At 39.8% G+C, this 25,211-nt stretch carries 25 protein-coding genes; 17 read left to right on the top strand and 8 right to left on the bottom strand.

The window, feature by feature from the left end:
- Positions 1–63: 63 nt before the first annotated feature.
- From VIM94_RS12825 to VIM94_RS12815, 3 genes are read left to right on the top strand one after another with little or no spacing between them, the layout of a single operon-like run.
- Entirely contained in the window at positions 64–825 is a 762-nt protein-coding gene (locus VIM94_RS12825; RefSeq protein ID WP_332039699.1) for an exodeoxyribonuclease III, read from the top strand.
- Positions 826–845: 20 nt separating this feature from the next.
- Positions 846–1,793 carry an OmpA family protein gene (locus tag VIM94_RS12820; protein WP_332039698.1) on the top strand — a complete coding sequence of 316 codons (948 nt, stop codon included), beginning with the start codon at positions 846–848 and terminating at the stop codon, positions 1,791–1,793.
- 22 nt (positions 1,794–1,815) lie between these two features.
- Positions 1,816–2,850, top strand: a complete 1,035-nt coding sequence (locus VIM94_RS12815) for an aldo/keto reductase (protein WP_332039697.1) — start codon at positions 1,816–1,818, stop codon at positions 2,848–2,850.
- Here VIM94_RS12815 and VIM94_RS12810 read toward each other — a convergent pair.
- The 6 genes from VIM94_RS12810 to panC are packed head-to-tail and all read right to left on the bottom strand — an operon-like array spanning position 2,847 to position 8,777.
- Positions 2,847–3,989: a peptidoglycan DD-metalloendopeptidase family protein gene (locus tag VIM94_RS12810; protein WP_332039696.1), complete on the bottom strand. Its 1,143-nt coding sequence runs from the start codon at positions 3,987–3,989 to the stop codon at positions 2,847–2,849. The genes VIM94_RS12815 and VIM94_RS12810 overlap by 4 nt on opposite strands.
- 33 nt (positions 3,990–4,022) lie before the next feature.
- Positions 4,023–5,387 (bottom strand): DNA repair protein RadA, encoded by a 1,365-nt coding sequence (gene radA, locus VIM94_RS12805; RefSeq protein WP_332039695.1) that lies wholly within the window; start codon positions 5,385–5,387, stop codon positions 4,023–4,025.
- Positions 5,388–5,409: 22 nt separating this feature from the next.
- Positions 5,410–6,537: an alpha/beta hydrolase gene (locus VIM94_RS12800; RefSeq protein WP_332039694.1), complete on the bottom strand. Its 1,128-nt coding sequence runs from the start codon at positions 6,535–6,537 to the stop codon at positions 5,410–5,412.
- 54 nt (positions 6,538–6,591) lie between these two features.
- Positions 6,592–7,560: a lysylphosphatidylglycerol synthase transmembrane domain-containing protein gene (locus VIM94_RS12795; RefSeq protein WP_332039693.1), complete on the bottom strand. Its 969-nt coding sequence runs from the start codon at positions 7,558–7,560 to the stop codon at positions 6,592–6,594.
- 5 nt (positions 7,561–7,565) lie between these two features.
- Positions 7,566–7,916 (bottom strand): aspartate 1-decarboxylase, encoded by a 351-nt coding sequence (gene panD, locus VIM94_RS12790; RefSeq protein WP_332039692.1) that lies wholly within the window; start codon positions 7,914–7,916, stop codon positions 7,566–7,568.
- 12 nt (positions 7,917–7,928) lie between these two features.
- The gene (panC, locus tag VIM94_RS12785) at positions 7,929–8,777 is read right to left on the bottom strand and encodes a pantoate--beta-alanine ligase (RefSeq protein WP_332039691.1); all 849 of its coding nucleotides are present in this window, start codon (positions 8,775–8,777) and stop codon (positions 7,929–7,931) included.
- A 110-nt stretch (positions 8,778–8,887) separates the two neighbouring features.
- Between panC and VIM94_RS12780 the strand changes: the two genes are divergently transcribed.
- From VIM94_RS12780 to VIM94_RS12720, 13 genes are all read left to right on the top strand, one after another.
- On the top strand, positions 8,888–9,700 hold the full coding sequence (locus tag VIM94_RS12780; protein ID WP_332039690.1) for a glycogen/starch synthase: 813 nt from the start codon (positions 8,888–8,890) through the stop codon (positions 9,698–9,700).
- A 12-nt stretch (positions 9,701–9,712) separates the two neighbouring features.
- Positions 9,713–11,275, top strand: a complete 1,563-nt coding sequence (locus VIM94_RS12775; RefSeq protein WP_332039689.1) for a DUF4270 domain-containing protein — start codon at positions 9,713–9,715, stop codon at positions 11,273–11,275.
- 36 nt (positions 11,276–11,311) lie between these two features.
- The gene (gene glmS, locus VIM94_RS12770) at positions 11,312–13,159 is read left to right on the top strand and encodes a glutamine--fructose-6-phosphate transaminase (isomerizing) (RefSeq protein WP_332039688.1); all 1,848 of its coding nucleotides are present in this window, start codon (positions 11,312–11,314) and stop codon (positions 13,157–13,159) included.
- Between the two features lie 268 nt (positions 13,160–13,427).
- Positions 13,428–14,942: a F0F1 ATP synthase subunit beta gene (atpD, locus tag VIM94_RS12765; protein ID WP_332039687.1), complete on the top strand. Its 1,515-nt coding sequence runs from the start codon at positions 13,428–13,430 to the stop codon at positions 14,940–14,942.
- A gap of 42 nt (positions 14,943–14,984) precedes the next feature.
- Positions 14,985–15,272 carry a F0F1 ATP synthase subunit epsilon gene (locus VIM94_RS12760; RefSeq protein WP_332039686.1) on the top strand — a complete coding sequence of 96 codons (288 nt, stop codon included), beginning with the start codon at positions 14,985–14,987 and terminating at the stop codon, positions 15,270–15,272.
- 296 nt (positions 15,273–15,568) lie between these two features.
- Positions 15,569–17,878 carry a putative monovalent cation/H+ antiporter subunit A gene (locus VIM94_RS12755; RefSeq protein ID WP_332039685.1) on the top strand — a complete coding sequence of 770 codons (2,310 nt, stop codon included), beginning with the start codon at positions 15,569–15,571 and terminating at the stop codon, positions 17,876–17,878.
- Positions 17,879–17,888: 10 nt separating this feature from the next.
- Positions 17,889–18,302: a Na+/H+ antiporter subunit B gene (locus VIM94_RS12750; RefSeq protein ID WP_332039684.1), complete on the top strand. Its 414-nt coding sequence runs from the start codon at positions 17,889–17,891 to the stop codon at positions 18,300–18,302.
- A 3-nt stretch (positions 18,303–18,305) separates the two neighbouring features.
- Complete coding sequence (locus VIM94_RS12745; RefSeq protein WP_332039683.1) at positions 18,306–18,659, top strand: Na+/H+ antiporter subunit C; 354 nt, start codon at positions 18,306–18,308, stop codon at positions 18,657–18,659.
- Entirely contained in the window at positions 18,656–20,176 is a 1,521-nt protein-coding gene (locus VIM94_RS12740; RefSeq protein ID WP_332039682.1) for a proton-conducting transporter membrane subunit, read from the top strand. The genes VIM94_RS12745 and VIM94_RS12740 overlap by 4 nt, the downstream gene beginning before the upstream one ends.
- The gene (locus VIM94_RS12735) at positions 20,176–20,655 is read left to right on the top strand and encodes a Na+/H+ antiporter subunit E (RefSeq protein WP_332039681.1); all 480 of its coding nucleotides are present in this window, start codon (positions 20,176–20,178) and stop codon (positions 20,653–20,655) included. Before VIM94_RS12740 ends, VIM94_RS12735 begins: the two co-directional genes overlap by 1 nt.
- Positions 20,652–20,927, top strand: coding sequence for a cation:proton antiporter (locus VIM94_RS12730; RefSeq protein WP_332039680.1), 276 nt, complete (start codon positions 20,652–20,654; stop codon positions 20,925–20,927). Before VIM94_RS12735 ends, VIM94_RS12730 begins: the two co-directional genes overlap by 4 nt.
- The gene (gene mnhG / locus VIM94_RS12725) at positions 20,924–21,343 is read left to right on the top strand and encodes a monovalent cation/H(+) antiporter subunit G (protein WP_332039679.1); all 420 of its coding nucleotides are present in this window, start codon (positions 20,924–20,926) and stop codon (positions 21,341–21,343) included. The genes VIM94_RS12730 and mnhG overlap by 4 nt, the downstream gene beginning before the upstream one ends.
- 154 nt (positions 21,344–21,497) lie before the next feature.
- Complete coding sequence (locus tag VIM94_RS12720; protein ID WP_332039678.1) at positions 21,498–22,379, top strand: cupin-like domain-containing protein; 882 nt, start codon at positions 21,498–21,500, stop codon at positions 22,377–22,379.
- On the opposite strand, the gene VIM94_RS12715 is transcribed toward VIM94_RS12720, so the two are convergent.
- Positions 22,372–22,854 (bottom strand): regulatory protein RecX, encoded by a 483-nt coding sequence (locus VIM94_RS12715; protein ID WP_332039677.1) that lies wholly within the window; start codon positions 22,852–22,854, stop codon positions 22,372–22,374. The two genes, VIM94_RS12720 and VIM94_RS12715, sit on opposite strands and share 8 nt — an antisense overlap.
- Before the next feature lie 103 nt (positions 22,855–22,957).
- On the opposite strand from VIM94_RS12715, the gene VIM94_RS12710 reads away from it, so the two are divergent.
- Positions 22,958–24,403, top strand: a complete 1,446-nt coding sequence (locus VIM94_RS12710) for a serine hydrolase (protein ID WP_332039676.1) — start codon at positions 22,958–22,960, stop codon at positions 24,401–24,403.
- Positions 24,404–24,473: 70 nt separating this feature from the next.
- Here the strand turns inward: VIM94_RS12710 and VIM94_RS12705 are convergent.
- The coding region (locus VIM94_RS12705) for a ribonuclease E/G (RefSeq protein WP_332039675.1) at positions 24,474–25,211 on the bottom strand (738 nt) is incomplete at its 5' end.

The following is a 25,211-nucleotide window of genomic DNA, read 5'->3' as shown; positions in this document are numbered from 1 at the left end:
CTAATTAAATTTCATGCCTTGTGGTTTTTGTAGGAAAGCTTATTTTTGAGCAAAACAGATTAAATGAAGATTATTTCCTATAACGTAAACGGAATAAGAGCGGCACTCAGAAAAGGATTTTTAGATTGGGTACAGCAGGTAGACCCTGATGTGGTTTGCCTTCAGGAAATAAAAGCCCAGCCCGAACAACTTAACCTCAAAGATTTTGAAGAAGCCGGTTACCCATATCACTACTGGTATCCCGCACAAAAAAAAGGTTATAGTGGCGTGGCAATCCTATCCAAAGCCGAACCCCGGAATGTAGAATTTGGTACCGGGATTGATTATATGGATTTTGAAGGCCGAAATATTAGGGTAGATTTCCAGGATTTTTCTGTCATGAGTCTTTACCTGCCTTCAGGAACAAATATCAATCGTCTGGAACATAAACTCCAGTATATGGACGATTTTCAGCGATATATTGATAATCTTAAACTGGAAGTTCCTAACTTGGTAATTTGTGGAGATTATAATATTTGCCACCAGCCTATAGATATCCACGACCCTGTTCGTTTAAAAAACGTTTCAGGGTTTTTACCTGTTGAACGGGAGTGGCTCGATAATTTCTTAAAGAGTGGTTTTATTGATTCATTCCGTTATTTTAATGCTGAGCCTGATCAATATTCCTGGTGGAGTTACCGTGCCAATGCACGTGCCAATAACAAAGGCTGGAGAATAGATTATAATTTAGTGGCAGAACCCTTACAAGATAAATTGAAACGGGCCGTTATATTACCTGAAGCATATCACAGTGACCATTGTCCTGTTTTGCTCGAACTTGAATAAAATTCCCAAAATCCTGAATCATGAAAAAAACAGCCTTCCTGCTTGTTTTAATTTTCTCCCTTAACTCCTGCGTATCTTCCAAAGTTTACAATGATCTTGAAAGCAAACACGCCGATTTAAAACGGGAGAACCGAAATCTTAAAAGCGAGCTGGATAAATATGAAAATCTCGATGAAGACTTTTCAGCATTGAAAAAGAATTATGCTGAGGTCGTTGCAGAAAGAGATCGGTTAAAAGAAGAGTTGGCAAGAAATAGGAGAAACTATGAAAGCCTTAAGGATTCTTATGATTCCCTTGAAGAAAACAGTTCGGCGGCCATTGCCGATAATTCCCGTCAAAACCGTCAACTTCTGGCAGAGTTGGAAGAGAAAGAAAATGCACTCGCCCGGGAACAGGCCCGATTGGCCAGGTTACAACGGGATTTGGATTCAAGATCCCGAAGAATTGATGAGCTGGAAGAACTTATCGCAGCCAAAGATGCCAAAATGAACGCGCTTAAAGAGGCAATTTCAAAGGCGCTTACCAATTTTGAAGGAAAAGGTCTAAGCGTGGAGCAAAGAGATGGAAAAGTATATGTCTCTATGGAAAACAAATTACTATTTAGCTCAGGAAGCTGGGCCGTAAATACTGAAGGAAGAAAAGCAGTACAACAGTTAGGTCAGGTTTTGGCTCAAAACCCTGATATTGCTGTGCTTATAGAAGGCCATACCGATGATGTGCCATATGGTGGAAGCGGTGCTTTAAAAGACAACTGGGATCTTTCTACCAAAAGAGCCACTTCAATAGTTCAAATTCTAAGAGAAAATCAGAATATTGATCCACAAAACCTTACCGCAGCAGGACGTGGAGAACATGCCCCAATTGCGACAAATGAATCTGCCGAAGGAAGATCAAAAAACAGGAGAATCGAGGTTATCCTTACTCCTAAGCTAGACGAGGTAACCAAATTGCTAAACGAAGAGGAATAAATATTCCTTTGGAAATTATAATATGAAATATACCAACCTACCGAATACCGATATAAAAGTTAGTAAAATATGCCTGGGCACAATGACCTGGGGAGAACAAAACACTGAAGCCGAAGGTCACCAGCAAATTGAATTTGCCCTGGATAAAGGAGTGAATTTCCTCGACACTGCCGAGATGTATGCCGTGCCCGCCCGCCCCGAAACCCAAGGGAAAACCGAAGAGATTATTGGGACCTGGCTTAATAAAACCAAAAGGAGAGATGAGCTCGTTCTGGCGTCAAAGATCGTTGGTCCGGGAGAATACGTAGCTCATATTCGGGAGAATCTGGATTATTCTAAGGAAACCCTGGAAGATGCACTCGATAAAAGCTTAAAACGCCTGCAAACCGATGTGATTGATATTTACCAGTTACACTGGCCGGAACGCCAAACCAACTTTTTTGGTAAGAGGGGGTTTTCAGTTTCAGAAGAGGAAGAATGGCAGGAAAACTTCGAGGAAGTACTTTCTAATCTCCATTATTTTGTAAAAAAAGGAAAAATTAAACATATAGGTCTTTCTAATGAAACCCCTTATGGGTTAATGCGTTTCCTTGAAGAAAGCAAAAAAGACTTGCCACGGGTACTCACGGTTCAAAATCCATATAACCTTTTAAACAGAAAAGATGAGATTGGTTTAACCGAAATTCTTCATCGCGAAAAGGTGGGTTATCTGCCTTATTCGCCGCTTGGAATGGGGGTTTTAACAGGGAAACATTTGGATGGGATAAAGAAAAACAGCAGGTTAGACCTCTTTCCGCAGTATAAAAGATATTCGAATGAGCAGGCGGTGAAGGCCACCCGGGAATACAGCGAAATCGCTAAAAAGCACGGGCTGAGTTTTGCTCAAATGTCACTTGCCTTTATAAATCAACAGCCTTTTGTGACCAGTAATATTATTGGTGCGACCAATCTGGACCAACTTGGTGAAAACATTGGCAGTATAGACTTGGAGCTTCCGCCAGAAATAGTGGAAGAGATAAACGCAGTTCACGAACGAATTCCGAATCCGGCTCCTTAAATTGGACTAACGAGGCTCTGGTGAATAAAGACGGCTTTATCTTCAAAAGTCCGTACGTGATACCAGTCTTTAGATTTTCCGAGGAAATTCAAAGTGTCATTAGCGCTAAGAATCTTCAGCACTTTTGAATTCCTGGTATCGGGCCGGTTTCTTAAATTAGCTTTTGAGGAAGTGATCAATAGTTTGCGGGGAAAAAGCTTTTCTGCAGATTCCTCGATCTCCAGCTTTGGGGTTTGAAATACAAATTTCAACGGATCTATCGCGCCCCTGTAGCTTTTATAAATTCCAAAATGTAAATGTGGCGGAGTGGTACGGGCATTTCCGGTATTCCCAACATAGCCTAAAGTGTCACCTGTTTTCACTTTTCCTGAAACTGGATGAATACTGTCCAGATGAGCATAATACAAAGATTGGTTTCTTTTATTGTCACGAAGCCAAACCTGTTTCCCTCCTAAACCTTTTTCGCCGGTATAGGTGATTCTTCCATCGGTGGCTGCCACAACCGGTGTCCCGCGTTTGGCGAAAATATCTATTCCTTCATGGCTTCTGGCTCCTCCGTCGCGGGTTGCGCCCCAGTAACTTTGAATGGAATTATTCTTGCCGGCCAAAACCGGGAAAATATAAGCAGGTTCTTTCTCAATCTTAAATACAAATGAAGTGTTAGCCTCAATTTCAGGCTGAATCACTAATTTATAATTTCCCGCCTCCTCAGGTTCAAAGCTGAATTCCTTTTTCTGAAAGTCTGCTGTTTTGATTTTCTCAAATCGAGAAATAGAATCCCCTATCTTTCGATAAAGTTCAATAAATATGATCTCTTTTACCGAATCTGTTTCAGCTTCAAAAGAGAGAATTTCTCCAGCTTGTAGCTCTATTTCGTAAGAGTAGATCTGAAAATCCCGGGGAGAGAATTTTCCTGTTTCAGCATAAGGGAGCTCAATATGTACGCTGTCCATAAGGGCCAGTTCTACCCTGGATTGCCATAGCTGAAATAACTCATCAGAAATATCAAAATCCCGCTGGTATTTTTCCTTAGCTGTTGGATTGGTGATAAAATCGGAAGCTTTATTGATTTGGGAACAGGCAGCAGTTAATAAAACAAGGCTGATTAATAGTATTTTTATCTGCAAGGTCTTTTTCATAGTCGCCCACTTTAAAGCAGGAACTATGCCATTTTAGCCAAAGAGGTGGCTCACCACATCTTCGATTTTAGCAGCTTTTATAACCTCTATGGTAAAATTGTTTTTCGGTATCTTACTTTGTTTAGCAATCATGATCTTAGCGAAACCAAGTTTTTCAGCTTCCATAATTCGCTGCTCTACCTTGGTTACAGGTCTTATTTCACCTGCAAGACCAACTTCAGCAGCAAAGCAAATATCTTTTTCTACGGCAATATCCTCATTGGAAGAAAGAATTGCTGCAACCACGGCCAGATCAATAGCTGGATCGTCTACACTTATTCCTCCGGTAACATTGAGAAAGACATCTTTTGCTCCCAACCGGAAACCCGCTCGTTTTTCCAGCACTGCCAGCAGCATATTCAGTCTTTTTACATTATAGCCGGTTGCCGAGCGTTGAGGAGTGCCATATACGGCAGTACTAACTAAAGCCTGGATTTCGATCATTAACGGACGCATGCCTTCGAGAGTAGCGGCAATTGCAGTCCCACTCAGGTCTTCGTCATTTTTAGAGATAAGAATTTCAGAAGGATTGGTGACTTCCCGGAGGCCACTGCCCTGCATCTCGTAAATTCCAAGTTCGTGAGTAGAACCAAAACGGTTTTTATGAGCACGCAGGATTCGGTACACATGATTTCTATCACCTTCGAATTGAAGAACGGTATCTACCATATGTTCCAGAACTTTTGGTCCTGCAATACTACCTTCTTTGGTGATGTGACCAATTAGAATTACGGGAGTATCGGTTTCCTTGGCGAATTTTATTAATTCAGCGGTACATTCCCTTATTTGAGAAATACTGCCGGGAGAACTTTCTATGTAATCGCTGTGTAGGGTTTGAATGGAATCTATGATCACCACCTGCGGCTCCACACTTTCTATATGCCGAAAAATATTCTGAGTCTTGGTTTCGGTTAATATGTAGCAATTGGCGGGATTGGGATTGATTCGCTCAGCCCGCATTTTTATTTGCTGCTGACTTTCTTCCCCGGAAACATACAGCACTTTATAATTAAGCTGAAGCGAAATTTGAAGCAGTAAGGTGCTTTTCCCTATGCCGGGTTCACCACCGAGCAAAGTGAGAGAACCGGTCACGAGACCGCCACCTAAAACCCGGTCTAACTCATTGTTTGAGGTTTTCCAGCGGTTTTCGGGAGAGGTTTCGATTTCGGCAATTTTCAGGGGCTTGTTTGTTCTTTTGGATTCTTTGGAAGCGGGAGTTTTCCAGTCTTTTGGATCTGGTTTTTGAACCAATTCCTCTACAATAGTATTCCATTCCCCACAGCCCGAACATTTTCCCTGCCATTTTGAATATTGGCTGCCACAGTTCTGGCAGTAAAAAGTAGTCTTTACCTTAGCCATTTAAGTTTCTGAAATTTTTATGCTAATAACCGAAATCTTTTTTAATCGCATCGGCTTTAGCCAGCATAAAATCGGTGTTCAGGAAGGCAATTTTTTCCTGTCCGTAAGCTTTTTGATAGGTGCGCATCGCTTTACGCGGGTTTCCTGTTTCCTCTTCATAGCGAGCTTCAAAATAGGTAGCTAACATTGTCCCCGGATAATGAGTTTCTGCCATTTTGCTTAATTCCCGGTAATCATCCCAGCGACGGGTTTTTTCAATGGCATTGTATATTGCCATAAAATCGTTGAGCCTTATTTGTTTCTCTACGTGAAAGAGTTTATTTATGCTTTGGTATTTTTCCGTTAAATATTGAACAGGTGAAATGGAAGTCTGCAGCAGGATCTCATTATATTCTTTTACAGAAATTGGGCTGTAAACTTTGAACATACTTGATAATGCTGATGGAATAGCTTTGCCTACCAGAGAATAATGCGTGGTGTTCTCAAAATTATCGAAATGGTATTCAAGCATTTTATTGTCTAAAGTCTTTAACTCCTTATCGAAGGAAAGGATTCTTTCTTTCAGTTGGGGAATGTCATCGCTACCTGTTGCCAGGTAATACCATTTTTTAGTTTCAGACTTAGCCAGAGAGGTGCTGATTCTTTCGGTCATTTGAGGGGCCAGATCCGGACTAAGATTTATATAAGCATCAAAAAGCGGGTTGGGCTTGAAGAGGTAATAGTTGATAAAGTTAGAGGTGAAATCGTGGCCTAAAATAACTCTGAAATCGGTTGTACGATAATTATTGTCTAAATATTGCATCAGTTCCATTCCGAGGAATTCGAAAAAGGCTGCTCCATCACCCGAAGGCAAAAAATTCCTTTCGTTGTAGGCGGCATCATATTCCCGGGTGCCATCTTGATTGATGCCTACAACAATCATTTCCGGAATATCTTCCCAATAGGAATAAAAATCAACATTTCCAGCGACAGGTTCAAAGAGGTAATCCCCGTCCAAAACGATCATTACAGGATAGATTTTTTCAGGATTTGCTTCATAGTTTCGCGGCAACTGAATTTTTAATTGTCTTTCTTCCCCGAGTTTCTCCGAGTTAATTGTTTTGTAAAGTGTTTGTGAAAATGTGAAAAGCGGAGCAATGAATGCTAGCATTAAGAGTAATTTTTTCATCATAGGTGTTAAATTGGTTATGTAACCCCAATATAATCAATTATTCTTACGGTTGAAAACAGGAAGTAAAATGAAAGAGAGTGCTCCTAGCACCAGAACTAAAAGGGTTTGTGTGCCCCAGGTGAGCCAGCCAAAGGCTTCGCCCGATTGTTTACTTATCCCAAAAAGCACTAAAATTGCCCCAATTGCGACCGGGTAAACGCCAATTCCACCGTTTGTTGCTGAAATTGCCAATGAGCCAACTACAAAAGCGGCAAGCATCATCCCTGCTCCGGGGGGCACCATTTCAGGAACAGAGAAACTTATCACATAAAACATTAGGATGTACATCAGCCAGATGAATAGCGTGTGAAAAAGGAAGGCCCATTTTTGTCTCATTCTAAAAATGCTTCGCATACCTTCGACTAGACCCTGGGCCATCTTTCTTATTTTGATAAGAAAAGGTAGTTTTGAGCGTTTTATTAGCCAAATACCTCCAACCCCTACAAGCAAAAGAAGAAAAAATATTGCGATAGTAATTAGCGGATTTATCTCGTTAGCTTTAAAATAAGTGAGCAGGTGTTCTGTTTGAAGGATGAGGGTAAAACCCATAATAAAAAGCATGACTACTATGTCGGCAATCCTTTCAGAAATAATAGTGCCGAAGGCTTTTTCGAAAGGGACTTTCTCATAACTGGAAAGCGTGGCAGCCCTGAGAACTTCCCCTGACCTGGGAATTCCAAAATTAGCGAGATAACCGGCCATAACTGCCATAAAAGAATTTGCAAAACGGGGTTTGTAGCCCATAGGTTCGAGCATGTATTGCCATCTATAAGCCCGGGACATATGCGAAAGCGTCCCAAAAATGAGAGAAAGTATTAGCCAAAGTGGATTGGCATTTATAATGTTGTCTAAAAGCTCCCGTCGTTCCTCGGGGGTTGCGCTTCCAAGAGAATACCAAATGAAAATAAACCCGAGTAGAAGGGGGAGAATAATCTTTAGTATTTTAGTGCTCTTCTTATTCAAAGAAATTAACTCAACAGGTTATTTTCTTCGTTTGGGAATACCAGTGAGGGCTTGAATGATTTAGCTTCTTCAAAATCCATGATGGCGTAGGCTATTAGGATAAGTACATCGCCTTTAGCTACTTTTCTTGCAGCTGCACCATTTAGGGTTATCTCACCTGAATTTCTGGGCCCTGGAATAACGTAAGTTTCAAGGCGTTCCCCATTATTATTATTAACGATCTGGACTTTCTCTCCTTCAATGATGTTTGCAGCATCCATTAGATCTTCATCAATTGTTATGCTGCCAATATAATTAAGATCTGCGCCCGTTACTTTTACGCGATGAATTTTGGATTTTACTACGTGTACCTGCATTTCTAATTCTAATTAATTTAGAGCCAAATTGTCAATTAAACGAACTTCCCCGGCATAGGCCGCGATAAAAGCACGATATTCCTGGCCTTTTCTTTTTCGGTTTATTTTTTTTAGGGTTGAGGCATCAGCAATTTCGAAATATTCCAACTTTAAAAATGGGTGGTTTTCGAACTGAGCATTTACCCAATCGGTGATGTAGTTAACACTTTTTGTGCCAAATAATTCCTTGGATTTCAGTAGGGTTTGGTGTATAAATGAAGCATTTTCCCGTTGTGTTGGGTCTAAAAGTTCATTTCTTGAACTACGAGCCAATCCGTTAGGCTCCCTAAGGATTGGGCAACCAACCACCTCTACCGGAAGATTCTGAACCTTTGTTAATTTACGAATAATCTGTAATTGCTGATAGTCTTTCTGTCCAAAGAAGGCTTTGTGAGGTTTTACTATCTCAAACAGCATTTTTACGACTGTGCCAACTCCGTCAAAATGTCCTGCCCGGAATTTCCCTTCCATTACCTCGCCGAGACTTCCAAAATTGAATTCTTCTGAGATGATATTATCCCCATATAACTCGTGGGCGGTAGGGGCAAAAACCCATAGGTTTGGGTTCAGGCTTTCCAGTAAATCTATATCTTTCTGAAGGCCTCGCGGATATTTTTCAAGGTCCTGGGGATTATTGAATTGTGTAGGATTCACAAAAATGCTCACCAACACCTGATCGCAGACCTTCTCGGCGTTCTCCACCAGAGAGAGGTGTCCTTTGTGAAGCGCTCCCATAGTAGGTACTAATCCCAGGGTTTTTCCTTGAGATTTAAGCTTGCTTACGGCCGTTTGAAGAGCCTCTTTTTCCTTAAAAATCTGCATATTATTAAAAAATTAACAGCGTGCAAACTTAATATATTAAGGGCAATCTGCATAAAATTTTGTAATTTTGCGTGTTTTTTATTCGCAACTGCAATTAAAGCAAACAATTTATGAAAGATAAGAGGATATTGTACGTCTCGTCTGAAGTTATACCTTACCTACCTGAAACCGAAATATCATCCACGTCTTTTGAAGCCGCAAAAATGGTAAACAACCTTGGGGGGCAAATTAGAATATTTATGCCCAGGTTTGGTAATATCAATGAACGTCGCCACCAGTTACACGAAGTGATTCGGCTCTCTGGGATGAATTTGGTAATTAACGATCTCGATATGCCGTTAATCATAAAAGTGGCCTCAATACCAAAAGAAAGGATGCAGGTTTACTTTATTGATAACGAAGATTATTTTAAGCGAAAAGCTACCCTTACTGATGAAGATGGAAGACTTTTCGATGATAACGACGAGCGCGCCATCTTTTTTGCTAAAGGTGTGATCGAAACCGTGAAAAAATTAAACTGGTCTCCCGATATTATTCATGTCCATGGGTGGCTTGCTTCCTTATTACCTCTTTATCTAAGACGTTATTATGGAAATGAACCCTTGTTTAGCGATGCAAAAATTGTGACCTCGGTTTACAATCAAAGTTTCGATGAAACCTTAAGTGAAGATATGCAGGATAAAGTATTGTTTGACGGAATGGAAAACCAGGATGTGAAACACCTGAAAAATCCAAATTATGTGAATCTGATGAAGACCGCCGCCGATCACTCTGATGCTCTTATACAGGGCAGTGAAGAAATCCCCGCAGAATTGTTTGATTATATGACCAAACTTAAAAAACCAATACTTCCATATAAAAACCGGGAAGAATTTAGCCAGGCTTATCAGGATTTTTACAACGAAAAAGTTTTACCCCAATAGAAATAATACCGAATGAATTTTAAGAGATTGACAGGCAAAATTGCAGCATTTATGGCTGTGAGCTTTGTTTTAGTAGCATGTGATGATGAGTTTAGTACTGTAGGAGGAGAAATAATTGAAAATCCTACCGATGTGGAATTGCGGGAGCTGGAAGTTAAAACTTACAGTAAAAAAATAAATTCGGTACAAACCAATAACCTATCAGATTATTTGCTTGGAGTTTATAGTGATCCCATTTATGGGGAAACCAGAGCCAGTATTTTTAGCCAGCTTTCACTCACTACGACCAACCCTGGTTTTGGAGATAATACTAAGCTGGACAGTGTAGTGCTTACTATACCCTTTTATAGCACCGAAGGTGAAAGTGATGAAGATGGAAATATAGAATATAGCCTTGATTCTATTTTTGGAGAAGGTAGTTTTAAGCTTTCAGTTCAGGAATCACGTTATTTTTTAGCTGATTTTGATCCTGATGCCGATTTTCAGAGCCGTCAGAAATACTATTCAGATCAACAGGGTCTTATCGAACAAAACCTTGTTGGGGATGTACTTTATGAAAATGATGATTTTCTGCCCTCTTCGGAAGCCATCGTGAATTATGGTTACGATGAAGTTGGAGAGGCCGACACCACTACAACGGGTCCTGCTTTGAGAATAAAATTGCCTGTAGATTATTTTCAGCAGAAGATAATAAGCAAAGAAGGCTCTTCGGAATTGAGTAATAATAACAATTTTAGAGATTATTTTCGAGGCCTTTTTATTAAAGCCGAAGCGAATAATGAACCAGGTAGCCTAATGCTCTTAAACCTGGGAGAAGGTGATGTGAACTTATATTACACCTACGAAGAAGAAGAAACCAATGATGACGGAGATCTTGAAACGCTTGAAAAAGGAGGGAGTTATCAACTAAAATTTGGTAGTAATGCCGTAAATACTTTTGAAGGTGAATTTCCTGAAGATGTGATCCAGGCTATCACTGCTGCAGATACTGAAAACGGGGATGAGAATATTTTCCTTAAAGGTGGTGAAGGAAGTATGGCAGTAATTGAGCTTTTTGAAGATGACACTGTATTAGAAGAATTAAAAGAAAATAACTGGCTCATCAACGAGGTTAATCTTCAGTTTTATGTAAACCAGGACCTTATGATGGGAGCCCAGGAGCCTGACAGGTTGTATATCTATGACCTGGAAAATAACAGGATAATTGCTGATTATTCATTTGCTGAGCAATTTATTGGCGACTTCAATCCTGAAGACCCTTCAGAATCACTGAAGACCTTTTCACAGCCTCTTGAAAGGAATGAAAATGGAAGCGGAATAAAATATAATTTAAATCTTACTCAGCATGTTAATGAAATTATCAATAACGATGGTGAGAATGTTAAGCTTGGTTTAGTAATCACCCAAAATATAAATGAAACTGCTAACTCTGCGGTGAGAGGTAGTGGCGAAATAACCCGTGTACCTGCGATGTCTGTATTGGCACCTCTGGGGACGGTTCTTTATGGGAGTGCAGTTGAAGATGAAGACAAGCAGCCAAAACTTCGGATTTACTATACTCAAACCACAGAATAAAAAAAAACTTTAACTTTATTACCAACAACTTAAATTATGTGCGGAATTGTAGGTTATATAGGGCATAGGGATGCTTATCCTGTAGTGCTCAAAGGACTTCAGAGACTGGAGTATCGCGGTTACGATAGTGCTGGAATCGCTCTTTATGACGGAGAAGAACTCAGACTTTGTAAAACCAAAGGCAAAGTTGCCGATTTAAAAGAAAAACTTGAAAGTTCAATTTCTACTAAAGGAAATGTTGGAATAGGACATACGCGATGGGCTACACACGGAGTTCCTAACGATGTGAACTCTCATCCTCATTATTCAAATTCAGGGAATCTTGTAATAATTCACAACGGGATCATTGAAAACTATGATGCTCTTAAGAAAGAGCTAAAAACCCGTGGGTATACTTTTGAAAGCGATACCGATACCGAAGTCCTTGTAAATCTTATTGAAGATGTTTCAAACAAGGAAGGTGTGAAGTTGGGGAAAGCCGTTCAAATCGCGCTTAACCAAACCGTGGGGGCTTATGCTATCGCTGTTTTCGATAAAAGAAAACCAAATGAGATAGTTGTTGCCCGTTTAGGAAGCCCGTTGGCCATAGGAGTTGGAGAAGATGAATTCTTTATTGCTTCAGATGCTTCTCCATTTATTGAATATACCAACAATGCTATCTACCTTGAAGACGGGGAAATGGCTGTAGTAAGACGCGATAAGGGGGTGAAGGTTAGAAAAATTAAAGATGATTCTCTCGTAGATCCTTATGTACAGGAGCTTCAGCTCAATCTTGAGCAAATTGAAAAAGGTGGTTACGACCACTTTATGCTGAAGGAGATATACGAACAACCCAGTGCCATAAGTGATACTTTCCGTGGAAGAATGCTTGCCGATAAGGGTATTATTAGAATGGCCGGGGTAGATGATAATATTGAAAGAATCTCGAACGCCAAGAGGATTTTAATAGTTGCCTGTGGAACCTCCTGGCATGCCGGGCTGGTGGCAGAATATATTTTTGAAGATCTTGCGCGTATTCCCGTTGAGGTAGAATACGCATCTGAATTCAGATATCGCAACCCGATTATTTCTGAAAATGATGTCGTGATCGCTATTTCCCAAAGTGGGGAAACAGCCGATACTATGGCGGCGATTAAACTGGCCAAAGAAAAAGGTGCTTTTGTTTTTGGGGTTTGTAATGTGGTAGGTTCTTCTATTTCACGTGAAACTGATGCTGGAGCATATACCCACGCTGGGCCTGAGATTGGAGTGGCTTCAACCAAAGCTTTTACAACTCAAATTACGGTGTTAACGTTAATGGCCCTTAAATTGGCCAAGCATAAAGGAACGATTTCTCATCCAGATTTCATGCTTCTTCTTCAGGAGATGGAGCGTATTCCGGAAAAGGTAAAACTTGCTCTTGATTCTAACGAAAAGATACAATTTATTGCCGATATTTATAAAGACGCCAGAAACTGCCTGTATCTTGGTAGAGGCTTTAATTTTCCGGTGGCACTTGAAGGTGCTTTAAAATTGAAAGAAATATCTTACATACACGCAGAAGGCTATCCTGCTGCTGAAATGAAGCACGGTCCTATTGCTTTAATTGATGAACAGATGCCGGTTATTGTTATTGCAACCAAAAAAGGGCACTATGAAAAAGTGGTGAGCAATATCCAGGAAATAAAATCCAGGAAAGGAAAAATCATTGCTGTGGTTACGCAGGGAGATGAGGAAGTAAGAGATCTTGCAGACCATGTAATCGAAGTCCCGGAGACAATGGAGCTGTTAACTCCGTTGTTAACTACTATCCCGCTTCAGTTGTTATCATATCATATTGCAGTGATGCTTGGTAAGAATGTAGATCAGCCTAGAAATTTGGCTAAATCGGTTACTGTAGAATAAAATATTCATAATAAATATATACAAAAGCCTTTTAGATTTAAATCTGAGAGGCTTTTTTCTATAGCCTGATTTCCGCAGGAATTAAGAATAATCTGCCTTTAGCAGGTATCGGTTTATAAGGCAAAAAGTTATTTGAGCAGGGGTATGATTTTATCAAGAAAAAACTATCTTTGCAGCCTGAAAATAACCTGTTTGGAATTTTACTTAAAATAATTTTCCGACGGTGTTTTTAAGATTTTTTAAATACTAAACATTAAAGAATTAGATAATGTCTAAAGTAACAGGTAAAGTTGCCCAGATTATTGGTCCTGTAGTTGACGTCGTGTTCGACTCAGAAAATACTGACTTACCAAAGATCTACGACTCTTTGGAAATTACAAGAAAAGACGGTTCCATTTTGGTATTGGAGGTTCAATCTCACATTGGTGAAGAAACTGTTAGAACAGTTTCTATGGATTCTACCGATGGTTTGAGCCGTGGAGTTGAGGTGGTTGCTACCGGATCGCCTATCCAGATGCCTGTTGGTGGCGATGTATACGGAAGATTATTCAATGTAGTAGGAGATGCCATTGATGGTCTTGGAAACTTGCCTAAAACCGGAGAAGATGGTTTGCCAATTCACCGGGATGCCCCTAAATTTGAGGACTTATCTGTTTCTACTGAAGTTTTATTTACCGGGATCAAAGTGATCGATCTTATTGAACCTTATGCAAAAGGTGGTAAGATTGGGCTGTTTGGTGGTGCCGGGGTAGGTAAAACAGTACTTATTCAGGAATTGATTAACAATATCGCTAAAGGCCATGGTGGTCTTTCTGTATTTGCCGGAGTTGGAGAGCGTACCCGTGAAGGGAATGACCTTCTTAGGGAAATGCTTGAATCTGGTATTATAAAATATGGTGACGACTTCATGCATTCTATGGAAGAAGGCGGTTGGGACCTTAAGAAAGTAGATAAAGCCGCTATGCGTGAGTCTAAAGCTACTTTCGTATTTGGACAAATGAACGAGCCACCTGGAGCACGTGCGCGTGTTGCCCTTTCTGGTCTTACCATTGCTGAATACTTCCGTGACGGAGCCGGGGAAGGACAGGGGAAAGATGTACTTTTCTTCGTTGATAACATTTTCCGATTTACCCAGGCCGGTTCGGAGGTGTCAGCACTTCTTGGACGTATGCCTTCAGCGGTAGGATACCAGCCAACCCTTGCTACCGAGATGGGAGCAATGCAAGAGCGTATTACTTCAACTAAAAACGGATCGATTACTTCAGTGCAGGCTGTTTACGTTCCTGCCGATGACCTTACCGACCCGGCGCCGGCAACAACATTTGCCCACCTGGATGCAACTACGGTATTGTCCCGTAAGATCGCCGAACTTGGTATTTACCCCGCAGTAGATCCTCTTGATTCAACTTCAAGAATTCTTACTCCTGAAATTCTGGGAGACGAACATTATAAGTGTGCACAACGGGTAAAGGAGTTGCTGCAACACTACAAGGAATTGCAGGATATTATTGCTATTCTTGGCATGGAAGAACTTTCGGAAGAAGATAAACTTGCGGTGTCTCGTGCCAGAAGGGTACAGCGTTTTCTTTCTCAGCCTTTCCACGTAGCCGAGCAGTTTACCGGACTTAAAGGAGTGCTTGTAGATATTAAAGAAACCATTAAAGGCTTTAATATGATTATGGATGGGGAATTGGATCATCTTCCTGAAGCTGCTTTTAACCTTAAGGGTTCAATAGAAGAAGCTATCGAGGCCGGTGAGAAAATGCTTGCTGAAGAAGACTAAAAGCCTTTCCGCGATTGCGGAAGTTCAAAACATTAGATAACTATGCAATTAGAAATCGTAACCCCCGAAGCGGTAGTCCTTCAGGCCGAAGTTGATGCGGTAAAGGTGCCCGGAGCAAATGGTGAATTCCAGATGCTTAATGATCACGCGCCTATCGTTTCTACATTAACTAAAGGTGAAGTTGAGATTAGACTTACCACCGTAAGCAGGGATTTTTTAGAGGATCTTTCTTCTGATTTCAGAAAAGAAGGCGAAAAAGTTCTTTATTACCCGATTCAGGGTGGGGTTTTAGAAATGAAAGACAACAAGGCTATTATCCTCGCAGATTAGGTTTTGTTTCTGTATAAAATTTTAAAAAGCCGAAGGATTTCCTTCGGCTTTTTAATTGTCAAAATATTTCAGAGTCGGGTAATTGCATTCTTGCTTGCTATTTTGACATGAGGGAGGAATATTTGTTTATTTTGGGCTAATGAATTTTCAGTTATTTAAGAAAGTAGCTGAATTTTCACTTTTTTAATATTATCTAAATTCAGAACCTTGCAAAACCTCAGTTTATGCCCCATATTCCTTATTAAACTTAAATAATATCTTCTATATTTGCTTAGAACGGAATTTTAAAGAAAAATATGCTAACAGCTATACTTTTAGGGTTTTTATTTGCTTTGTTCCTGGCCTTCGCGGGAAAGTTTTTTAAAGGTAAATTGGCTGTTGTTTCTGCGCTAATCCCGTTATCACTTTTTATTTACTTCGCTTCATTTATTCCAAGAATCGCCTCGGGAGAGATCGTAAGCAAGACTTATGAATGGATTCCGTCTTTTGGTGTAAACCTCGGATTTAGTTTAGATGGGCTTTCGCTTCTGTTCTCACTAATGATAACAGGAATTGGATTTCTGGTATATGTTTACACTTCTTCGTATTTAAAAAATCATCAGTACCTCGATCGCTTTTATGCTTATTTGAGCGTTTTTATGGGGGCAATGTTAGGTTTGGTCCTTTCTGATAATATTATTTCAATGTTTGTTTTCTGGGAGCTTACCAGTATAAGTTCTTTCTTTCTTATTGGATTTAACAATACGAGTGAGGCCTCAAGAAAATCTGCACTTACCGCTTTAGGTATTACCGGATTTGGAGGTTTTTCTTTACTTTCTGGCGCCCTGTTGCTTGGTAGTATGACAGGAACCTACAGCATTACCGAAATGATGACGATGAAGGAGGCTCTTGCAGGAAATGAGTTTTATATGCTTGCCGTAATTTTTATTTTCGGAGCTGCCTTCACAAAATCTGCGCAATTTCCGTTTCATTTTTGGTTACCGGGGGCGATGAAGGCTCCAACGCCGGTGTCTACTTATTTGCACTCCGCGACTATGGTAAAAGCCGGGGTTTATTTATTAATGCGCTTCACCCCTGTGTTAGGGGACACCAACTTTTGGAACAGCACGCTTATTATTGTGGGTGCTATAACCATGTTATATTCGGCAATTCATACTTTATTTCGCACCGATCTTAAGGGGGTGTTGGCCTATTCCACAATTTCAGCCCTTGGTATTTTAGTGTTCCTAATCGGACTTGGAAGTCAAGCAGCCTTTCTGGCTGCGGCCGTTTTTATAATCGTGCATGCCCTTTACAAAGCCACCTTATTCCTGGTTACCGGGGTTATAGATATTCAGACTGGAACAAGAAACGTAACTGTGTTGGCAGGATTGAGAAAGGTGATGATGCCTTTGGCTGTAGCAGGCTTTCTGGCCGCGATTTCCAGTGCCGGAATCCCACCAAGTATTGGTTTCCTAGGAAAAGAACTCACGTATGAAGCCAGTACGCATTCAACAGGTCTGGTTATCCTTATTGTTGCGGCGATAGTACTCACTAAAATCTTATTGCTTTATGCCGGCTTTGTTGCCGGAATAAAACCTTTTACAGGAAAATTGCCTGAAAAATTTAGCGAAGTTAAGATGCCCGGCCCACTGATGTGGTTACCACCATTGCTGTTGGCAATTCTGGGAATTTTATTCGGAATATTCCCTGCTCTTATTGAGTCAGCCCTGGTGAAACCGGTTGTTACTGCCTTGGGTAAAGATGCTTCAAATATTCACCTGGCTTTGTGGCACGGTTTTAATACGGTTCTGGTGTTAAGTATAATCACTATTGTTGTAGGGATCCTGCTTTATTTTATCCTGAAACCTTCAGAAAAACTTGAAAACCGCATTGGTAAACTAGAACCGGTTTCTCCTGAAAGTATCCTGAATAATCTAACTTATCTTTTTGGAGTATTTTCAAAATTCTGGACAGATGTTTTCCAAAATGGATATCTCCGTAATTACGTAACTACCATAGTACTATTTCTGGTAATTCTGGTTGGCTATATCTTTATCGGAAATTCACGTCTTGTAATAGATCACACACAATTATCTCAGATAACAGCTTACGAACTGGCAGTAACCATAATTCTTATTGCGGGAGTTTTCTATACCGTTTTTACCAGGTCGCGCATTGGAGCTGTTGCAGCGATGGGTGTGGTTGGTTTGGCCATTTGTTTGCTGTTTGTTTTTTACAGTGCTCCCGATCTGGCAATGACCCAGTTTTCAATAGATACCCTAACGGTTATTCTTTTTGTACTGGTTCTTTACAGGTTGCCTAAATACCTTGTGTTATCAGACTATAAGATGAGAATTCGTGATGGAATTTTGTCTCTTACTTTTGGGGGGTTAATAAGTCTGTTAGCTTTGCAGGTTTTAGCTGAACCGGTTAACAGCGATATTGGAGATTATTACGCCGAGAATGCATATATAATGGCGCATGGAAAAAATGTAGTAAATGTTATTCTTGTAGACTTTAGAGGAACAGATACCTTGATAGAAATTTCGGTGCTCGCAATTGCCGCGATTGGTGTATATGGTTTGCTGAAATTACGAGTAAAAAGTTCAGACAGGCCTAATTAAAAAACACAACATGAAGACATTAATCTTAAAAACAGCATCCAATTACCTTTTACCAGTATTGTTGGTGTTTTCTGTATTTATTCTTCTGCGGGGGCATTATTTGCCCGGAGGAGGTTTTGTTGGTGGTCTTATTGCTGCCATAGCTTTTGTATTGCATGCATTTGCCAACGGACTTGCAAAATCGAAAGATTTGCTCAAAATACATCCTGGATTTCTAATGCCGGTAGGTCTTGCTTTGGCCTTTTTAAGCGGAATTGCTCCGGTTATTGGCCTGGATGATCCCTTTATGACCGGTCTATGGTTTCCTGATCCTTTCCCGGTAATAGGAAATGTGGGGTCTGCCCTCTTTTTCGATATTGGGGTATACCTTGTTGTGGTGGGAGTCACCTTAACAATAATATTTACAATATCAGAATCGGCTTAATTTATGGAAATACTTTTTGCAATAATAATAGGGATACTTTATGCTGCGGGTATATATATGATCCTTCGCCGTAGCCTGGTTAAACTTATTATTGGGATTATATTACTTGGCAATGGTGCTAACCTGCTCATCTTTCTATTGGGAAGAATAACAGAGGGGGCACCACCAATTATTCCTGAAGAGTCCAAGGTTTTTCTGGAAGCCTATGCCGATCCTGTTCCGCAGGCACTTATTTTAACAGCTATCGTAATTAGTTTTGGCCTCCAGTCTTTTGCTATTATTCTTGTGAAAAGAGCGCATAAAGTAGTAAAGACCGATGACCTTGACGAAATGAACGCAACCGACGAAGATTCATGACACAACAGTTAATTCTATATCCGTTATTGCTGCAACTGCTTTTAAGCATTCTTTTAATGTTTTTCTGGTACAGAATCAATGCACAGCGGATTGTTAGTATTTTAGGAAGTATCCTGCATTTGGGGTTAACGATCTATGTTTTTAGTTTTATCTGGAATAACGGAACTCAAACCCTGCAGGCCGGAAGCTGGGAAGCACCTTTTGGTATCACCTTTATTGCCGATTCTCTTTCGATAACCCTGGTGTTACTTACCTCCATCGCAGGATTAGCCGTTTCGATCTTCTCGGCATCGGCTATGATCCCGGATAGACTAAAATTTGGGTATTTCCCTATTTTTCATTTTCTATTGCTCGGCCTTATTGGTGCTTTTCTTACTGGAGACATCTTCAATCTTTACGTATGGTTTGAGATTATCATTATAAGTTCTTTCGTTTTAATCACACTGGGCGGAGAAAAAGCCCAGTTGGAAGGTGCGGTAAAATATTTCACCCTTAATTTCCTGGCTTCAATGATCTTTCTTACTGCTATTGCAGTCCTGTATGGGTTGACGGGAAGTTTAAATATGGCAGACCTGGCGATTAAGGTTGCTGAGGTTGAAAACAGGGCTTTGGTACAGATCACTGCAATATTATTTTTAATTGGTTTCGGGATAAAAGCTGCGGTATTTCCGCTTTATTTCTGGTTGCCGGCATCTTATCATACACCGCCATCAGCAGTTTCAGCGATATTTGGAGGCTTGCTAACCAAGGTTGGGGTTTATGCTCTAATCAGGGTGTTTACCCTCATTTTTGTTGGGGATGCCTTTCTGGATGAAATGCTGCTTGTAATAGCAATTTTAACATTGTTTAGTGGAGGTGTGGGAGCGCTTATTCAGAATAATATAAAAAAGGTTTTTTCATACCTCATCATTTGTCACATTGGTTATATGATTCTTGGTTTGGGAATGTTCACCGAAGTTGCCATTGCAGGTACAATTTTCTATCTTATCCATGATATCATTGTTAAAACTAACCTATTTATGATTACCGGCCTTATTTACAGGATAAAAGGCTCAAGCAGTATGCGGGTCCTGGGTGGTTTTTACAGCGATTACCCGAAATTGAGCCTGCTAATTTTTATTCCTTTATTCTCGCTTGTAGGAATTCCTCCCTTATCCGGATTCTGGCCAAAAATTTCGCTCATTACAGCGAGTTTTAATACTGAAAGTTATTGGGGACTGGCAGCTATAATTTTTGCCAGTTTTATAACTCTTGTCGTGATTGCTAAGCTTTGGGCAGAGGTATTCTGGAAAAACCCCGGAGAAATTCGTGAAAGAATTAAATTTGATTACTTTCATAAAATGGGGAATTCCCGAAAAATTGGTTTTGTTGTGCCTATAGTTTTCTTAAGTTTTGTCTCCCTGTACATTGGTTTTGGCGCCGAAAATATCCAGATTCTTTCATCCCGGGTGGCACAGGAGCTAATGGATAAACAGCTATATATTGATGCGGTGTTTAATGCTCAAAATCCCAAATAATGAAAAGCAGGTTCGTCGGAAACTTATTACTCACCTTCATCTGGGTTGCACTAACTGGAAATTTTGCGTTTAACAATTATATTTTCGGTTTTGTATTAAGCTTTTTCATACTTTGGGTAATAAGCAGGGAAAAGAGAAGGTACAATTATTTTACGCTGGTTCCTAAATTGATATCCTTCGTGTTTTATTTTTTATTTGAACTGATAAAAGCTAATTTATACGTTGCATATGAAGTGAGTACCCCAAATCTAAAAATGAGGCCTGGAATCGTTAAAGTGCCTCTCGACATACAATCTGATATTGGAATAACCCTGCTGGCCAATATGATCTCACTTACTCCTGGCACACTTAGCCTGGATGTTTCTAACGACAAGAAAGTGCTTTTTGTACACGCTATGTACATTACAGATAAGGAAGAGTTTATACAGGGGATTAAAAATGGTTTTGAAAAACGCTTATTGGATATTTTTAAGAAATGACATTAAACGACTATATATATTATGTAATATTGCCTGTTTTGGCCTTCTCTATCTTGTTGATATTTTACAGGTTTTTTAGAGGCCCAAGCATTGTCGATAAGGTTATAGCCCTTGATCTTTTGATAACTACCGGAATTGGGATTATAGCTGTTTACAGTATCGTTCATGGGAGATCTACTTTTATGGATACAGCAATGATCCTCGCACTTATTGCATTTTTAAGTACCGTGGCATTTTCCTATTACATTGAAAAAAGAAACCGAAAGAAATGATTTCTATTATTATAGTCATATTAATAACATTAGGAACCTTGTTTATCCTGCTTGCTGCTATTGGTATGGTAAGAATGCCAGACACCTATCTTAGAATATCGGTAACCACAAAAGCGGCTACTTTAGGGGTTGGCCTCTTGCTGATTTCTTCAGCAATTTATTTTAACGACCTTTCAACCACCTCCAGAGCTCTTGTGATTATACTATTTGTGCTGCTTACCGCACCTGTAAGTGCCCATTTAATTGGTAGAGCCTCATATTTTATGGGAGTGAAACTTTGGGATAAATCGGTTATGGATGATTTGCGCGGTAAATACCAGAAGAAAACTCATGTGCTGAAAAGCAAAATAGATAACACTCCTGGGGACAACGTGGTACATGACAGGCCCGACAATGAAAATAAAAAAGAAGATTAATTGATTGAATAATTAATCCTTTTATTTCCCACCTTTTTTGAGACCGTTGTTTATTGTCTTATGTCATAACCGCAGGATCAAATCCAAAACTACATAGCCAAAAAATAATAACGAGAATTGGCATGCGAATGCTGGAATTGAATGAAGAGGAATAATGAAGACAAAAAACCAATTGAATTTAACTAAAATCCCGAGGCTAGAACGAATCTCCAAGGAGGATTTTTTAGAAAAATATGTAAAGCCACAAAAACCTGTGGTTATTGAGCATCTTATAGAAGATTGGCCGGCGTATAAAAAATGGAATTTGCCGTTTATCAAGAAAGTGGCCGGGGATAAAACAGTGCCTCTTTACGATGATAGGCCTATATCTTCAAAATACAAATTCAACGAGCCTCATACAAAAATGAAAATGGCAGACTATATAGATCTGCTAAACTCAAAGCCTACCAATTACCGTATTTTTCTTTACCATTTAATCAAGGAAGTGCCCTTGCTTCAACAGGATTTTAAATTCCCTGATATTGGTTTGCGATTCATAAAAAAGCTACCTACCTTATTTTTCGGTGGCAAAAACTCGAAAGTGTTTATGCATTATGATATAGATTTTGCTAATATTCTACACTTTCACTTCCACGGAAAAAAACGCTGTATTTTATTTCCGCCTTCAGAAACAAAATATCTTTATAAAGTACCACACGCTTTGATTTCAAGAGAGGATATAGACTTTAATAATCCCGATTTTAAAAAATTTCCGGTCCTGGCTCAGGCAAAAGGGTATGTTACCGAACTTAAGCACGGAGAGTGTCTATATATGCCTGAAGGTTACTGGCACCAAATGACATATCTTACTCCAGGATTCTCAATGAGCCTAAGAGCATTTCCCAGGGATGCTGCAAATTTATCCAAGGCGGTTTATAACCTGCTCTTTATGCGTCATTTTGATAATTATATGAGAAAATGGAAAGGTCAGCGATGGATAGACTATAAGAATGAACGGGCTATAAAACGCACGGAGAGGCATAATAAGCCTATTTGACAAAGGAATTCACCATGTCGTATACAAGATTAGCTTCGTAACCTTTTTGAAGCAGGAAATCAGCTAATTTTTTCTTTTTTTTAAAGGAGTTGTGATCCTTGATTGTTCTTTCTTTTTTAATTGCTAATTCTTCCAGGGTTTCTAGGTAAGTTTCCTCTTCAATTTCTGTCAATGCAAGTTTTATAATTGGAGATGAAATCTCCCGGAATTTAAGTTCCTGCCTGATCTTTATTCTACCCCATTTTTTTATTCTGAATTTACCTCTTACAAAACTGCGGGCAAATCGTTCTTCATTTAAAAAATCTTCCTGCATTAGTTGAATAATGATCTGTTCCTGTGCTGCCGGGATCATATTCATTTCCCTTAATTTTTCTTCAACTTCTTTGTGAGAGCGGTCACGGTAGGCGCAAAACTGCATCAGTTTGATTGTTGCTTCTTTTACAGTATATGATTTATGAGTTTGTCCGGGTTTCATTGTAGGCAAAATTAATCAAAACTAAACTTAATTATTTTTCGCTCTCATTTTTATCATTACGTATAATGGTTTATTTTAACTGAATTAATTATATACCAGCCATATGAAAAAACATTTCTTACTCACTGCCCTCTTTTTGCTTACTTTTTCTGCCAATGCCCAGAAAAATTATGACGAAGCTATTCAGCTCATAGAAGTTTGGTTAGATGCCCAAAAAGATTATGAGAAACTTCCGGCGATAATCGCCAGTGTAACCGAAGATCAGAATAAAATCTGGTCGGGTGCTTTTGGGTTTGCGAATCCTGATGATAAAATAAAAGCTGATGTTTTGACCTTATGCAGTATCTGTTCAATTTCTAAACTTTTTACTTCAGTGGCCGTGATGAAATTGTATGATGAAGGCAAGCTGAGATTGGATGATAGAATAGAGGATTTACTGCCCTGGTATGATTTAGAACAGCAATTTGAAGACTCGACACCTATTACCATTAGAAGTATATTAACCCATTCCTCTGGGTTGCCACGGGAATCAAATTTTTCATACTGGACTGGTCCTGATTTTGCTTTTCCCGAAACAGAAGAAATAAGAGAGGAGCTTTCAGAACAGGAGACCTTATATCCATCTTCTACTTATTTTCAGTATAGCAACCTGGGCTTGACTCTGTTGGGAGAGGTTGTTGAAGAGGTTTCAGGAATAGCTTATGAGGAATATGTTCGGCAAAATATTCTTGATCCTCTGGGATTGGATAATACTTACACCTACCTGCCTGAAGATAAATATGGAGATGAGCTGGCAGTGGGGTATGGGCCATTAAAAAGAGATGGATCGCGGGATAAATTGCAGCTTTTTGATGCCGGAGGGGTTCAGGCGGCAGCAGGATTTTCTTCCAATGTTGAGGACCTTGGAAAATTTGGTGCCTGGCAATTAAGGTTAAGAGACACCTCAGCTGTTGAAATTTTAAAACCTTCAACATTAAAAATGATGCAAAGAGTTCATTGGACTGATCCGGACTGGAAGACGACCTGGGGATTAGGGTTTGCTGTGAGTAAAGGACCCGATGGCACCACCTGGGTTAGTCATGGGGGAAGTTGTCCCGGTTATCGGTCTGTTCTGCTTATTAACCCTGAATCAAAACGCACTTACGCGGTTTTAATTAATGCCAATGGAACAAATCCCGGAAAATACGCAACCGGAATCCATGCAATTTTAAACAAGATTAAAACTGAAACAGGGGAGAATGAAATAGAAAATAAGGAACAAACCGCAACGGAGGTTAATCTGGATGATTTTGTAGGTTATTATGATAGCAGTCCCTGGACGAGTGAAGTTTATATTGGGTCCTGGGGAAACAAACTAGTGATGATGCGATTGCCAACCTCTTCACCAGCAGAGGCGATGAGTTTTTATGAACACATTGAGGGTGATACTTTCAGAAGGATAAGAGAGGATAAGGAATTGGGAGAGACCCTGAAATTTGAGAGAGGGGAATCCGGGGAAATAAGCAGGTATAAATCCCATGGAAACTATTCAAATAAACTTAAGCCTTAAAATTTTAAATGCTTAGGTTAAGCAGATGTCATAAAAAAACGCCTTCCGAATTAACGAAAGGCGTTTTGTTTTAAAGTTTTATCTCTTTCCCTTCTTTATCGTGAAAGTGATACTCCATGTACGTGTAAGCGTCTCTTGGTAAAATTTTAACCCAGCGCTTATGGTCTAAAAACCATTGCGAACGGGGTGATGGAAAGCCTTTAGTTAAAAAGGCTGCAATAAATGGATGCGCACTCAACGTGATCTTTTTATGATCTTTTTTGATGAGTTTTTCCAGGTCGGTTTTTATTTTATTTATAAGAAGTATGGGTGCCTCAATTTCACCACTTCCATTGGGATTAGTTTCCCGGGTTTTAATATTCATTTCCGGCCGTACGCGTTGTCTTGTAATTTGGATCAATCCGAATTTACTTGGCGGCAAAATTTTGTGTTTTGCACGGTCGTCGCTCATTTCTTTTTTAAGGTGATCGAATAAAGCTTTGCGATTTTCGGCGCGGCTCATATCGATAAAGTCAACCACGATTATCCCTCCCATATCACGTAATCGCAACTGGCGGGCTATTTCGGTGGCGCTTATCATGTTCACCTCCAATGCGGTATCTTCCTGGTTTTTAGATTTATTAGAACGGTTACCGCTATTCACGTCTATAACGTGCATAGCTTCGGTGTGTTCTATCACCAGGTAGGCGCCTTTGCTCATAGAGACGGTGCGCCCGAACGTAGTTTTTATTTGTCTTTCGATACCGTATTTTTCAAAGATTGGAACATTCGACTGATATAATTTTACAATTGATTCTTTACTTGGGGC

The organism is Salegentibacter sp. (assembly GCF_036568425.1).
In the GTDB taxonomy this organism is placed as follows: Bacteria; Bacteroidota; Bacteroidia; order Flavobacteriales; family Flavobacteriaceae; genus Salegentibacter.
The sequence above is the reverse complement of the archived record's forward strand: the minus strand, read 5'-3'. Positions and strand labels throughout refer to the sequence as shown.

What these genes read in the sequence shown, in the direction of transcription:
- VIM94_RS12820 (WP_332039698.1), top strand. Translation starts at nt 846, where the DNA reads ATGAAAAAAACAGCCTTCCTGCTTGTTTTAATTTTCTCCCTTAACTCC.
- VIM94_RS12780 (WP_332039690.1), top strand. Translation starts at nt 8,888, where the DNA reads ATGAAAGATAAGAGGATATTGTACGTCTCGTCTGAAGTTATACCTTAC.
- VIM94_RS12720 (WP_332039678.1), top strand. Translation starts at nt 21,498, where the DNA reads ATGAAGACAAAAAACCAATTGAATTTAACTAAAATCCCGAGGCTAGAA.
- panD (WP_332039692.1), bottom strand. Translation starts at nt 7,916, where the DNA reads ATGCAGGTACACGTAGTAAAATCCAAAATTCATCGCGTAAAAGTAACG.
- VIM94_RS12800 (WP_332039694.1), bottom strand. Translation starts at nt 6,537, where the DNA reads ATGCTAGCATTCATTGCTCCGCTTTTCACATTTTCACAAACACTTTAC.
- VIM94_RS12815 (WP_332039697.1), top strand. Translation starts at nt 1,816, where the DNA reads ATGAAATATACCAACCTACCGAATACCGATATAAAAGTTAGTAAAATA.
- VIM94_RS12730 (WP_332039680.1), top strand. Translation starts at nt 20,652, where the DNA reads ATGACATTAAACGACTATATATATTATGTAATATTGCCTGTTTTGGCC.
- VIM94_RS12825 (WP_332039699.1), top strand. Translation starts at nt 64, where the DNA reads ATGAAGATTATTTCCTATAACGTAAACGGAATAAGAGCGGCACTCAGA.
- VIM94_RS12755 (WP_332039685.1), top strand. Translation starts at nt 15,569, where the DNA reads ATGCTAACAGCTATACTTTTAGGGTTTTTATTTGCTTTGTTCCTGGCC.
- VIM94_RS12750 (WP_332039684.1), top strand. Translation starts at nt 17,889, where the DNA reads ATGAAGACATTAATCTTAAAAACAGCATCCAATTACCTTTTACCAGTA.
- VIM94_RS12745 (WP_332039683.1), top strand. Translation starts at nt 18,306, where the DNA reads ATGGAAATACTTTTTGCAATAATAATAGGGATACTTTATGCTGCGGGT.
- glmS (WP_332039688.1), top strand. Translation starts at nt 11,312, where the DNA reads ATGTGCGGAATTGTAGGTTATATAGGGCATAGGGATGCTTATCCTGTA.
- mnhG (WP_332039679.1), top strand. Translation starts at nt 20,924, where the DNA reads ATGATTTCTATTATTATAGTCATATTAATAACATTAGGAACCTTGTTT.
- panC (WP_332039691.1), bottom strand. Translation starts at nt 8,777, where the DNA reads ATGCAGATTTTTAAGGAAAAAGAGGCTCTTCAAACGGCCGTAAGCAAG.
- atpD (WP_332039687.1), top strand. Translation starts at nt 13,428, where the DNA reads ATGTCTAAAGTAACAGGTAAAGTTGCCCAGATTATTGGTCCTGTAGTT.
- VIM94_RS12760 (WP_332039686.1), top strand. Translation starts at nt 14,985, where the DNA reads ATGCAATTAGAAATCGTAACCCCCGAAGCGGTAGTCCTTCAGGCCGAA.
- VIM94_RS12810 (WP_332039696.1), bottom strand. Translation starts at nt 3,989, where the DNA reads ATGAAAAAGACCTTGCAGATAAAAATACTATTAATCAGCCTTGTTTTA.
- VIM94_RS12735 (WP_332039681.1), top strand. Translation starts at nt 20,176, where the DNA reads ATGAAAAGCAGGTTCGTCGGAAACTTATTACTCACCTTCATCTGGGTT.
- radA (WP_332039695.1), bottom strand. Translation starts at nt 5,387, where the DNA reads ATGGCTAAGGTAAAGACTACTTTTTACTGCCAGAACTGTGGCAGCCAA.
- VIM94_RS12775 (WP_332039689.1), top strand. Translation starts at nt 9,713, where the DNA reads ATGAATTTTAAGAGATTGACAGGCAAAATTGCAGCATTTATGGCTGTG.
- VIM94_RS12715 (WP_332039677.1), bottom strand. Translation starts at nt 22,854, where the DNA reads ATGAAACCCGGACAAACTCATAAATCATATACTGTAAAAGAAGCAACA.
- VIM94_RS12710 (WP_332039676.1), top strand. Translation starts at nt 22,958, where the DNA reads ATGAAAAAACATTTCTTACTCACTGCCCTCTTTTTGCTTACTTTTTCT.
- VIM94_RS12740 (WP_332039682.1), top strand. Translation starts at nt 18,656, where the DNA reads ATGACACAACAGTTAATTCTATATCCGTTATTGCTGCAACTGCTTTTA.